At 51.0% G+C, this 11,802-nt stretch carries 10 protein-coding genes and 2 tRNA genes; 11 read left to right on the plus strand and 1 reads right to left on the minus strand.

Features of this window, described 5'->3' with window-relative positions:
• The first annotated feature begins 16 nt into the window (after positions 1-16).
• The 4 genes from folP to AC07RN_RS15490 all read left to right on the plus strand — a co-directional run bounded on the left by folP (position 17) and on the right by AC07RN_RS15490 (position 2,848).
• Positions 17-865 carry a dihydropteroate synthase gene (folP, locus tag AC07RN_RS15475; protein ID WP_478336756.1) on the plus strand — a complete coding sequence of 283 codons (849 nt, stop codon included), beginning with the start codon at positions 17-19 and terminating at the stop codon, positions 863-865.
• A complete protein-coding gene (glmM, locus tag AC07RN_RS15480) occupies positions 858-2,195 on the plus strand; it encodes a phosphoglucosamine mutase (protein ID WP_478336757.1) in 1,338 nt (445 codons plus the stop codon). The genes folP and glmM overlap by 8 nt, the downstream gene beginning before the upstream one ends.
• A gap of 224 nt (positions 2,196-2,419) precedes the next feature.
• Positions 2,420-2,752: a preprotein translocase subunit SecG gene (gene secG / locus AC07RN_RS15485; protein ID WP_041689537.1), complete on the plus strand. Its 333-nt coding sequence runs from the start codon at positions 2,420-2,422 to the stop codon at positions 2,750-2,752.
• 9 nt (positions 2,753-2,761) lie between these two features.
• Positions 2,762-2,848 (plus strand) — tRNA-Leu (locus AC07RN_RS15490).
• A 186-nt stretch (positions 2,849-3,034) separates the two neighbouring features.
• Here the strand turns inward: AC07RN_RS15490 and argG are convergent.
• A complete protein-coding gene (gene argG, locus AC07RN_RS15495; RefSeq protein WP_478336758.1) occupies positions 3,035-4,381 on the minus strand; it encodes an argininosuccinate synthase in 1,347 nt (448 codons plus the stop codon).
• A gap of 344 nt (positions 4,382-4,725) precedes the next feature.
• Between argG and AC07RN_RS15500 the strand changes: the two genes are divergently transcribed.
• From AC07RN_RS15500 to rpsO, 7 genes are all read left to right on the plus strand, one after another.
• Positions 4,726-4,802 (plus strand) — tRNA-Met (locus AC07RN_RS15500).
• A 207-nt stretch (positions 4,803-5,009) separates the two neighbouring features.
• The gene (gene rimP / locus AC07RN_RS15505; protein ID WP_015960590.1) at positions 5,010-5,462 is read left to right on the plus strand and encodes a ribosome maturation factor RimP; all 453 of its coding nucleotides are present in this window, start codon (positions 5,010-5,012) and stop codon (positions 5,460-5,462) included.
• A gap of 28 nt (positions 5,463-5,490) precedes the next feature.
• A complete protein-coding gene (gene nusA / locus AC07RN_RS15510; RefSeq protein ID WP_015960589.1) occupies positions 5,491-6,978 on the plus strand; it encodes a transcription termination factor NusA in 1,488 nt (495 codons plus the stop codon).
• Positions 6,979-7,002: 24 nt separating this feature from the next.
• A complete protein-coding gene (gene infB, locus AC07RN_RS15515; protein ID WP_015960588.1) occupies positions 7,003-9,699 on the plus strand; it encodes a translation initiation factor IF-2 in 2,697 nt (898 codons plus the stop codon).
• A 144-nt stretch (positions 9,700-9,843) separates the two neighbouring features.
• Positions 9,844-10,245 (plus strand): 30S ribosome-binding factor RbfA, encoded by a 402-nt coding sequence (gene rbfA, locus AC07RN_RS15520; RefSeq protein WP_015960587.1) that lies wholly within the window; start codon positions 9,844-9,846, stop codon positions 10,243-10,245.
• Positions 10,245-11,189, plus strand: a complete 945-nt coding sequence (gene truB / locus AC07RN_RS15525) for a tRNA pseudouridine(55) synthase TruB (RefSeq protein WP_478336759.1) — start codon at positions 10,245-10,247, stop codon at positions 11,187-11,189. Before rbfA ends, truB begins: the two co-directional genes overlap by 1 nt.
• A gap of 151 nt (positions 11,190-11,340) precedes the next feature.
• Positions 11,341-11,610 carry a 30S ribosomal protein S15 gene (gene rpsO, locus AC07RN_RS15530; RefSeq protein ID WP_003861789.1) on the plus strand — a complete coding sequence of 90 codons (270 nt, stop codon included), beginning with the start codon at positions 11,341-11,343 and terminating at the stop codon, positions 11,608-11,610.
• Positions 11,611-11,802 lie beyond the last annotated feature (192 nt).

Genomic DNA, 11,802 nt, shown 5'->3' on the forward strand with positions numbered 1-11,802 from the left:
TACCAGGGATTTAGCCATGAAACTTTTCGCCCAGGACTCGACTCTTGATCTCTCACATCCGCATGTGATGGGGATCCTGAACGTTACGCCTGACTCGTTCTCCGACGGCGGCGAGCACAACACGCTGATTGAAGCGGTGAAGCATGCCAATCTGATGATCAACGCGGGTGCGACGATTATTGATATCGGCGGCGAGTCTACGCGCCCTGGCGCGTCGGACGTGACTGTGGAAGAAGAGTTAGCGCGCGTGATCCCTGTGGTGGAAGCGATCGCTCAACGCTTTGAAGTGTGGATCTCCGTGGATACTTCTAAACCTGAAGTGATCAGAGAATCCGCGCGAGTAGGGGCTCACATCATTAACGACATTCGCTCACTTACCGAGCCGGGCGCACTAGAAGCGGCTGCCGAAACCGGTTTGCCGGTATGCCTGATGCATATGCAGGGGCAACCCAAAACAATGCAGGCAGCGCCGAAGTATGACGATGTCTTTGCCGATGTGAATCGCTACTTTAATGAGCAAATAGCACGTTGTGAGCGTGCGGGTATCGCAAAAGAGAAATTGTTGCTCGACCCGGGATTCGGATTCGGTAAAAATCTCTCCCATAACTATGAGTTGCTTGCGCGTTTATCAGCGTTTCACCATTTTGGTCTACCGTTGTTGGTTGGGATGTCGCGAAAAACGATGGTAGGGCAATTGCTTAATGTGGGTCCTGGCGAACGTCTGAGTGGGAGTCTTGCGTGCGCAGTTATTGCGGCGATGCAAGGCGCGCACATTATTCGCGTCCATGACGTCAAAGAGACAGTAGAAGCAATGCGTGTGGTTGAAGCCACACTGTCAGCGAAGGAAAACAAACGCTATGAGTAATCGTAAATATTTTGGCACCGACGGCATTCGTGGGCGCGTGGGCGACGCACCGATCACCCCAGAATTTGTTCTTAAACTTGGCTGGGCGGCGGGTAAAGTATTGGCTCGTCACGGCTCGCGTAAAATTATCATCGGGAAAGATACCCGTATTTCGGGCTACATGCTGGAGTCAGCATTAGAAGCTGGCCTTTCAGCTGCAGGGCTTTCCGCTTCATTCACCGGCCCAATGCCAACCCCTGCGGTCGCGTATCTGACGCGTACCTTCCGTGCAGAAGCGGGCATTGTGATTTCTGCCTCGCACAATCCGTTCTACGATAACGGGATTAAATTCTTCTCTATTGATGGCACAAAATTACCTGACGAAGTTGAAGAAGCAATCGAAGCGGAAATGGAAAAAGAGCTGACCTGCGTCGATTCATCGGAGTTGGGCAAAGCAAGCCGTATCGTTGATGCTGCGGGCCGCTACATTGAGTTCTGCAAAGGCACGTTCCCCAATGAGCTGAGCCTGAGTCATCTCAAAATTGTGGTCGATTGCGCGAATGGCGCGACCTACCATATTGCGCCAAATGTTTTCCGCGAACTCGGTGCAAAAGTTATCGCTATTGGCTGTGAGCCTGATGGCCTCAACATCAACGAAGAAGTGGGCGCGACAGACGTGCGTGCTTTGCAGGCCCGCGTGTTGGCTGAAAAAGCCGATCTGGGTATTGCGTTTGACGGCGACGGTGACCGCGTGATCATGGTTGATCACGAAGGTAACAAAGTCGACGGCGACCAGATTCTCTATATCATTGCCCGCGAAGCTTTGCGTCAGGGCCAGCTGCGCGGCGGTGCGGTAGGCACGTTGATGAGCAATATGGGCCTGGAACTGGCTCTGAAACAACTTGGCATTCCGTTTGCCCGAGCCAAAGTAGGCGACCGCTACGTGCTGGAGAAACTCCAGGAAAAAGGCTGGCGTATTGGCGCAGAAAACTCTGGCCATGTGATTCTGCTAGACAAAACAACGACCGGTGACGGCATCGTGGCGAGTCTTCAGGTTGTTGCTGCGATGGTGCGCAATCATATGAATTTGCATGACCTGTGCAGCGGCATGAAAATGTTCCCGCAGATTCTGGTTAACGTTCGCTTTACTGCTGGTAAAGGCGATCCGCTGGAAAATGAAAATGTGAAAGCGGTCATGGCAGAAGTGGAAGCAGCGCTGGGAAATCGCGGTCGCGTGCTGTTACGCAAATCGGGAACAGAGCCGTTGATTCGCGTGATGGTTGAAGGCGAAGAAGAAGCGCAGGTTACTGAGTTTGCTCATCGAATTGCCGATGCGGTTAAAGCAGCATAATCTCTCGCAGTAAGTGTTTAAAAAGGCGGCGCTTGCCGCCTTAAGATTGTCCGATATCGGTGCTTTTGCTGTTTTTTTCCGCAGTTGATACAATGCACTAAAATTGCCCTTGCGAAGGCCATTCGCTTTGGTTAGTATTCACACCCGCTTCAGTGGGAAACAAAAATCCTGCTAAATTGGTCGAAGCATTGGTATGCGGCAAATCCGCAAGGAACAGGTTGATTATGTACGAAGCTCTTTTAGTTGTTTTCCTTATTGTAGCCATCGCTCTCGTAGCGCTGATCATGCTGCAGCAAGGTAAAGGCGCTGATATGGGAGCCTCCTTCGGAGCAGGCGCTTCCGGTACGCTGTTTGGCTCAAGTGGTTCTTCGAACTTCATGACCCGTACTACGGCGATTCTGGCTACGCTGTTCTTCATTATCAGTCTGGCGCTTGGCAACATCAATAGCAACAAGACCAGCAAAGGAAGCGAGTGGGAAAATCTGAATGCTCCGTCTAAAACCGAGCAGACTCAGCCAGCTGAACCGGCTAAGCCGACCAGCGATATCCCGCAGTAAGTATTCAGTACCGAGGTGGTGGAATTGGTAGACACGCTACCTTGAGGTGGTAGTGCCCTAACGGGCTTGTGGGTTCGAGTCCCATCCTCGGTACCAATATTCCAGAAGAAAGACATCGAAAGATGTCTTTTTTTTCGTCTGTTAGTTGTGCCGTTTTAAAAAATAGCAGAGTGATGACCGTTGCCATTATGCTCGACAGAGAGCGATGGTCGGCATCAGCGGCCGATAGCTCACAGACACAAAAAAGGCGCCTTTCGGCACCTTTTTTATTCCGCTTCGCGATTACTTTTTATCGCTGTGTTCCAGATTCTCAACCTGCGGCAGGCCATTTCCGGAAGACGCAGAGAGCAAACCGGTTTCAATGTAATTGAACAGCTTCTCACGCGTGTCGGTGATATCAAGATTACGCATAGTTAATTGGCCGATACGATCATCCGGAGAGAAGACAGAATCCCCTTTCTCCATGGTCAGGCGTTCAGCTTTGTACGTCAGATTATCAGACACGGTATTGAGGATAGAGTAGTCATTACCACGACGCAGTTCCAGTGTCACTTCGCCCGTAATGGCGGTGGCAACCCAGCGTTGCAGGGCATCACGCAGCATCAACGCCTGCGGATCGAACCAACGTCCCTGATACAGCAATTTACCCAACTGGCGACCATGAGAGTGATACTGCTCAATGGTGTCCTCGTTGTGAATACCGGTCAGCAGACGCTCGTAAGCAATGTGCAGCAGCGCCATGCCCGGTGCTTCATAGATCCCGCGGCTTTTTGCTTCGATAATACGGTTTTCAATCTGATCGCTCATGCCTAAACCATGACGACCACCAATGCGATTTGCTTCCAGCATCAGTTCTACGTCATCTGAGAAGGTCTGGCCGTTCAGTGCCACCGGATGACCACGTTCGAAACGAACCGTGACTTCTTCAGCCTGAACCTTGACGTTTTCGTCCCAAAACTTCACGCCCATGATGGGATTGACAATTTTAACGCTAGAGTTAAGGAACTCAAGATCCTTCGCTTCGTGCGTCGCGCCTAACATGTTGGAGTCTGTAGAGTACGCTTTTTCGGCAGACATTTTGTAGTCAAAACCGGAAGCCACCATAAACTCGGACATTTCCTGACGGCCACCCAGTTCATCGATGAAATCGGTGTCCAGCCATGGTTTGTAAATCTGCAGTTCAGCGTTGGTCAGTAGGCCGTAACGATAGAAACGTTCAATATCGTTGCCTTTATAGGTGCTGCCGTCGCCCCAAATATTCACACCATCATCTTTCATGGCTGCAACCAGCATGGTGCCGGTAACCGCGCGGCCCAGAGGCGTGGTGTTGAAATAGGTCAGGCCGCCAGTCGTGTTGTGGAAAGCGCCGCATTGAATGGCCGCGATACCTTCAGCAACCAGTTGCTTACGGCAGTCAATCAGACGTGCGTTCTCTGCACCGTATTCCATGGCGCGACGAGGAATCGCATCATAATCTTCCTCATCCGGCTGACCCAGGTTCGCTGTATATGCATAAGGAACCGCTCCCTTCTGGCGCATCCACAGGAGTGCAGCGCTGGTATCCAGGCCGCCCGAAAAAGCGATGCCTATACGTTGTCCTACTGGAAGATGCTTGAGAATCGTCGTCATAAAATAAAACCCTGCTTGATTGACTAATGAGAGACCGCTTTCAGCTCTCTTTGCATGTTTATGCAAAATAAGTGAGTTTTCATTTAATCATCTTTTGCCAATGACCGGAAGAGATTCGTGAGTTTTTTGTAAAAATTTCCCACTGTTTAGGCCGCTAGACATGAAGACGTCAGAACAGAATAGTGTCTGCTGGCTTATTCAGCAAAACGCATAGCTTGTAGGGTTGACAGGTGGGGTTAACTATCAATATACTAAACGCCGATTTAAAGTCCCGTCCTCGGTACCAAATCCCAGCATTATTTGCAAATTTTACCCAAAACGAGTAAAATTTGCCACGTTTCAGGCGCGGGGTGGAGCAGCCTGGTAGCTCGTCGGGCTCATAACCCGAAGGTCGTCGGTTCAAATCCGGCCCCCGCAACCACTTTCCTATAAAGTTCTTTTTCAAATATACTGTGAAGACATAGCGGCTTCGTAGCTGGATTTGAAAAAATTCTTTCAGAAAGTGCTCCAGGCCGCAGTTGCGGCTATAGGGTTCAGTTATCTAAAGCCCCGATTTATCGGGGTTTTTTGTTATCTGACTACAGAATAACTGGGCTTTATGCCCTTTTTTTACGTCTTGGGGGTGGGCTTGTCCACATTAGAGCAAAAATTAACAGAGATGATTAAAGCACCGGTCGAAGCACTGGGCTACGAACTGGTCGGCATCGAATTTATTCGCAGCCGTACATCCACGCTGCGCATCTATATTGATAGTGAAGATGGCATCAATGTTGATGATTGTGCTGATGTTAGCCACCAGGTCAGTGCGGTTCTTGACGTTGAAGATCCTATTACTGTTGCCTACAACCTGGAAGTTTCCTCGCCTGGCCTCCATCGCCCAATGTTTACTGCTGAACACTACACTCACTATATTGGTGAAGAAGTGGCTGTCGTTCTGCGTATGGCTGTGCAAAACCGCCGTAAATGGCAGGGCGTTATTAAGGCCGTTGATGGTGAGATGATCACAGTAACAGTCGAAGGCAAAGATGAAGTGTTCGCGCTGAGTAATATCCAGAAGGCGAACCTGGTTCCCCACTTTTAACAGTCTGGATTGAGGTGAAAAGCCCGCGATGAACAAAGAAATTTTGGCTGTTGTTGAAGCCGTCTCTAACGAGAAATCACTGCCGCGTGAGAAGATTTTCGAAGCGCTGGAAAGTGCACTGGCTACAGCAACCAAGAAAAAATACGAACAAGAGATCGATGTTCGCGTAGAAATCGATCGTAAAAGCGGTGACTTCGATACATTCCGTCGTTGGGTTATTGTTGAAGAAGTGACCCAACCGACTAAAGAAATTACGCTGGAAGCGGCTCGTTACGAAGACGAAAGCTTCAATGTCGGCGAATATGTTGAAGATCAGATTGAATCGGTGACGTTTGACCGTATCACTACCCAAACGGCGAAACAGGTTATCGTACAGAAAGTACGTGAAGCTGAACGCGCCATGGTGGTTGATCAGTTCCGTTCACACGAAGGTGAAATCATCACTGGCGTCGTGAAGAAAGTTAACCGTGACAACATCGCGCTTGACCTGGGTAGCAACGCTGAAGCGGTTATCCTGCGCGAAGATATGTTGCCGCGTGAGAACTTCCGTCCAGGCGACCGCATCCGCGGTGTTCTGTATGCGGTACGTCCAGAAGCGCGCGGTGCGCAGCTGTTCGTTACGCGTTCTAAAGCAGAGATGCTGATTGAACTGTTCCGCATTGAAGTACCAGAAATTGGTGAAGAACTTATCGAGATCAAAGCAGCGGCCCGCGATCCGGGTTCTCGCGCTAAGATCGCGGTAAAAACCAACGACAAGCGTATCGACCCGGTCGGTGCTTGCGTAGGTATGCGTGGTGCGCGCGTTCAGGCTGTATCAACTGAACTGGGCGGCGAGCGTATCGATATCATCCTTTGGGACGACAACCCGGCACAATTCGTGATTAACGCGATGGCTCCGGCAGATGTTGCTTCCATTGTGGTCGATGAAGACAAGCACACCATGGATATCGCTGTTGAAGCCGGTAACCTGGCGCAGGCTATCGGACGTAATGGTCAGAACGTACGTTTGGCTTCTCAACTGAGTGGTTGGGATCTGAACGTGATGACCGTTGATGATCTGCAGGCGAAGCATCAGGCTGAAGCTCACGCCGCGATCGCAACCTTCACGAAGTACCTGGAAATTGACGAAGATTTCGCAACTGTCCTGGTCGAAGAAGGTTTCTCTTCGCTTGAAGAACTGGCCTATGTGCCAATTAAAGAACTGCTGGAAATTGACGGCCTGGATGAAGCAACCGTTGAAGCCCTGCGTGAACGCGCTAAAAACGCACTGACCACCCTGGCACTGGCTCAGGAAGAAAGTCTTGGTGATAACAAGCCGGCTGATGACCTGCTGAATTTAGAAGGTCTTGATCGTGCGATTGCGTTCAAGCTGGCTGCCCATGGTGTTTGTACGCTGGAAGATCTCGCTGAGCAAGGCGTTGATGACCTGGCTGATATCGAAGGTTTAACCGACGAGAAAGCCGGCGAACTCATCATGGCCGCACGTAATATTTGCTGGTTCGGCGACGAAGCGTAATAAACTGTAGCAGGAAGGAACAGCATGACTGATGTAACTGTAAAATCGCTGGCTACTGAGATTCAGACCCCCGTGGAGCGCCTGGTACAGCAATTTGCTGATGCAGGGATCCCTAAGGCGGCTGATGATTCGGTAACCGCGCAAGAAAAACAAACGCTGTTAGCGCACCTGAACCGTGAACACGGTTCTACGCCTGACAAGCTGACGTTGCAACGCAAAACGCGTAGCACGTTGAGTATTCCAGGTACCGGTGGAAAAAGTAAATCGGTACAAATCGAAGTCCGCAAGACACGCACCTTTGTAAAACGTGATCCGCAAGAGGCCGAGCGCCTTGCAGCGGAAGAGCAGGCACAGCGTGAAGCGGAAGAGCAAGCTCAGCGTGAGGCTGTTGAAACAGCTAAACGTGAGGCCGTATTAAAAGCTGAACGTGAGGCCGCAGAAAAAGCGAAGCGCGATGCAAATGATAAAGCGAAGCGCGACGCTGCGGAAAAAGACAAAGTGAGCAATCAACAGACTGACGAAATGACCAAAACTGCCCAGACAGAAAAAGCCCGCCGTGAAAATGAAGCTGCGGAGCTGAAGCGCAAAGCGGAAGAAGAAGCCCGTCGCAAACTCGAAGAAGATGCGCGTCGCGTAGCAGAAGAAGCCCGTCGCATGGCTGAAGAGAATGCAGGCGTTTGGGCTGAGCAAGAGAAAGCGAAAGGTGAAGAGGATAAGACCGATTATCACGTCACCACTTCTCAGCACGCTCGCCAGGCTGAAGACGAAAACGACCGTGAGGTTGAAGGTAACCGTAGCCGTACGCGTACTGCGACGAAAGCTGCTCGTCCTCAGAAGAAAGGCAACAAACACGCTGAATCCAAAGCAGACCGTGAAGAAGCGCGCGCTGCGGGTCGCGGTGGTAAAGGTGGCAAGCGTAAAGGTTCATCTTTGCAGCAGGGCTTCCAGAAACCTGCTCAAGCCGTTAACCGTGACGTTGTGATTGGCGAAACCATCACCGTTGGTGACCTGGCGAACAAAATGGCTGTTAAAGGCTCTCAGGTCATCAAAGCGATGATGAAGCTGGGCGCAATGGCAACCATCAACCAGGTTATCGATCAGGAAACAGCGCAGCTGGTTGCTGAAGAGATGGGCCATAAAGTGACCCTGCGTCGTGAAAACGAGCTGGAAGAAGCGGTAATGAGCGACCGTGACACTGGCGCTGCGGCTGAGTCTCGCGCACCGGTTGTGACTATCATGGGTCACGTTGACCACGGTAAAACCTCTCTGCTTGACTACATTCGTTCTACGAAAGTGGCATCTGGCGAAGCGGGCGGCATTACTCAGCATATCGGTGCTTACCACGTTGAAACTGACAACGGTATGATCACCTTCCTGGATACCCCAGGTCACGCCGCGTTTACCTCTATGCGTGCTCGTGGTGCTCAGGCAACGGATATCGTTGTTCTGGTTGTTGCAGCAGACGATGGCGTGATGCCACAGACAATCGAAGCTATCCAGCACGCAAAAGCGGCGCAGGTACCGGTTGTTGTTGCAGTCAACAAAATTGATAAGCCTGAAGCAGACATGGATCGCGTTAAAACCGAACTGTCTCAGTACGGCGTTATGCCGGAAGAGTGGGGCGGTGAATCCCAGTTCATCCCAGTTTCTGCGAAAGCGGGTACCGGTATTGATGACCTGCTGAACGCTATCCTGCTGCAAGCTGAAGTACTGGAGCTGAAAGCGGTTCGCAACGGCATGGCAAGCGGCGCAGTGATCGAATCCTTCCTGGATAAAGGTCGTGGTCCGGTTGCTACCGTACTGGTTCGTGAAGGTACGCTGAACAAGGGCGACATCGTTCTGTGTGGCTTCGAATACGGTCGTGTTCGTGCGATGCGTAACGAATTGGGTCAGGAAGTGCTGGAAGCCGGTCCATCCATTCCAGTGGAAATCTTGGGTCTGTCCGGTGTTCCGGCTGCCGGTGACGAAGTGACCGTTGTTCGTGACGAGAAAAAAGCGCGTGAAGTTGCACTGTATCGTCAGGGCAAATTCCGTGAAGTTAAACTGGCTCGTCAGCAGAAATCTAAACTCGAGAACATGTTCGCTAACATGACTGATGGCGAAGTTCACGAAGTGAACGTCGTACTGAAAGCGGACGTTCAGGGTTCTGTGGAAGCGATTTCCGATTCTTTACTGAAACTGTCTACCGACGAAGTGAAAGTAAAAATCATCGGTTCTGGTGTCGGTGGTATCACCGAAACCGACGCAACGCTGGCGGCTGCTTCCAACGCGATTCTGGTTGGCTTCAACGTGCGTGCTGATGCTTCTGCACGTAAAGTTATCGATTCAGAAAGCCTGGATCTGCGCTACTACTCCGTCATCTATCATCTGATTGACGAAGTGAAAGCAGCGATGAGCGGCATGCTGTCTCCGGAACTGAAACAACAGATTATCGGTCTGGCTGAAGTTCGTGACGTGTTCAAATCACCTAAATTTGGCGCGATCGCGGGCTGTATGGTTACCGAAGGCACGATTAAACGTCACAACCCAATCCGCGTACTGCGTGACAACGTGGTTATCTACGAAGGCGAGCTGGAATCCCTGCGCCGCTTCAAAGATGACGTTAACGAAGTCCGTAACGGCATGGAATGTGGTATCGGCGTGAAGAACTACAACGACGTTCGCGTTGGCGATATGATCGAAGTGTTCGAAATCATCGAGATTCAACGTAGCATCGCTTAATTCATGGCGTCTTTCGGGTTGCAACGAATAGTTATAGCCCGAATGATTCAGTGGATGAGAACGTGCAGGCCGGGTTAGCTAAGCGCCACCCGGCAATAATTTTAAAAGGGGCTAATAGCCCCTTTTTTGTCTGGAGAATTTATTATGGCGAAAGAATTTGGTCGCCCGCAGCGTGTTGCTCAGGAGATGCAGAAAGAAATCGCACTCATCCTGCAACGTGAAATTAAAGATCCGCGCGTCGGTATGATGACGACCGTTTCTGGTGTTGAAATGTCCCGTGACCTGGCGTATGCCAAAGTGTTCGTCACGTTCCTGAACGACCAGGATGAAGCTGCGGTTAAGAACGGCATCAAAGCCTTGCAGGAAGCGTCAGGATTTATCCGCTCTCTGCTCGGTAAAGCGATGCGTCTGCGCATCGTGCCTGAACTGACGTTCTTCTACGATAACTCGTTAGTAGAAGGCATGCGTATGTCTAACCTCGTGACCACTGTGGTTAAGCATGACGATGAGCGTCGTGTGAACCCGGATGACGAAAAGGAAGACTGATGAGTCGTCCTCGTCGTCGCGGTCGCGACGTGCATGGCGTGCTGCTGCTGGATAAACCTCAAGGTGCCTCCAGTAACGACGTATTGCAAAAAGTTAAGCGCATTTATAACGCAAACCGTGCCGGACACACCGGTGCGCTGGATCCGCTGGCGACAGGTATGCTGCCAGTTTGTCTGGGTGAGGCGACAAAGTTTTCCCAGTATCTGCTCGATTCTGATAAACGTTATCGCGTCATCGCAAAACTGGGTCAGCGCACAGATACTTCCGATGCCGATGGCCAGGTAGTCGAAGAACGCCCGGTGACGTTTAGTGCCGAACAGCTGGATGCTGCGCTGGAAAGTTTCCGGGGCGAAACCCAGCAGGTGCCGTCGATGTATTCGGCGCTGAAATACCAGGGCAAAAAGCTATACGAATATGCGCGCCAGGGGATAGACGTCCCGCGCGAAGCCCGTCCGATAACCGTGTATGAGCTGTTATTCATTCGCCATGAAGGTGATGAACTGGAACTCGAAGTGCACTGTTCGAAAGGCACCTATATTCGTACCATCATTGATGATCTGGGCGAAAAACTGGGTTGTGGCGCGCATGTGATTTATCTGCGTCGTCTTGCCGTCAGTAAGTACCCGGTCGACCGTATGGTAACGCTTGAACAGCTTCGTGAATTGGTTGAGCAAGCCGAAACGCAGGGGATTTCACCTGCGGATTTACTTGATCCGCTGCTGATGCCATTGGACAGTCCAGCGTCTGATTTCCCGGTCGTCAATTTGCCGTTAACGTCTTCAGTTTACTTTAAAAATGGTAATCCGGTACGTACGACAGAGACGCCACAACGGGGTCTGGTTCGCGTCACCGAAGGCGAAGAAAATAAGTTCATCGGCATGGGTGAAATCGACGATGAGGGCCGTGTGGCACCGCGTCGCCTGGTTGTTGAATATCCGCTTTAAGCGAGTGACTTGCCTTGCGATAAGCAGGGGAGGCGAGTAGAATATCGCCGCTTAACGTCCGGTAAAGTGTTTAACATTTTGCAGGGCGTAAACTGGGGTTGCTGAATTAGAGATCGGCACCCTTTCATTCTTTATATTTTTGGAGTTCATCATGTCTCTAAGCGTTGAAGCTAAAGCTAAAATCGTTTCCGAGTTCGGTCGTGGTACTAACGACAGCGGTTCTACCGAAGTTCAGGTTGCACTGCTGACCGCACAGATTAACCACCTGCAGGGTCACTTTGCAGAGCACAAAAAAGATCACCACAGCCGTCGTGGTCTGCTGCGTATGGTTTCTCAGCGTCGTAAACTGCTCGACTACCTGAAACGTAAAGATGTTGCACGCTACACCGCGCTGATCGAGCGTCTGGGCCTGCGTCGCTAAGTCTTGCGAGTTTCAGAAAAAGGGGCCTAATGGCCCCTTTTTTCAACCAGACGGCAGCAATTCACTGGAAACTATTGTATTGTTGCTATAAATGATCTTCATTGCAGAGGTTCGCGCGGCTAATGAGAGGCTTCACCCATGGGGGTGTCGGTTGTCATTAGTCGCGAGGATGCGAAGAAGGTCGGGTTAAAT

The organism is Lelliottia sp. GFLA7 (assembly GCF_056490165.1).

Bases quoted from the DNA above. Each gene is read 5' to 3' on its own strand.
- folP (WP_478336756.1), top strand. From the start codon at position 17: ATGAAACTTTTCGCCCAGGACTCGACTCTTGATCTCTCACATCCGCAT.
- glmM (WP_478336757.1), top strand. From the start codon at position 858: ATGAGTAATCGTAAATATTTTGGCACCGACGGCATTCGTGGGCGCGTG.
- secG (WP_041689537.1), top strand. From the start codon at position 2,420: ATGTACGAAGCTCTTTTAGTTGTTTTCCTTATTGTAGCCATCGCTCTC.
- argG (WP_478336758.1), bottom strand. From the start codon at position 4,381: ATGACGACGATTCTCAAGCATCTTCCAGTAGGACAACGTATAGGCATC.
- nusA (WP_015960589.1), top strand. From the start codon at position 5,491: ATGAACAAAGAAATTTTGGCTGTTGTTGAAGCCGTCTCTAACGAGAAA.
- infB (WP_015960588.1), top strand. From the start codon at position 7,003: ATGACTGATGTAACTGTAAAATCGCTGGCTACTGAGATTCAGACCCCC.
- rbfA (WP_015960587.1), top strand. From the start codon at position 9,844: ATGGCGAAAGAATTTGGTCGCCCGCAGCGTGTTGCTCAGGAGATGCAG.
- truB (WP_478336759.1), top strand. From the start codon at position 10,245: ATGAGTCGTCCTCGTCGTCGCGGTCGCGACGTGCATGGCGTGCTGCTG.
- rpsO (WP_003861789.1), top strand. From the start codon at position 11,341: ATGTCTCTAAGCGTTGAAGCTAAAGCTAAAATCGTTTCCGAGTTCGGT.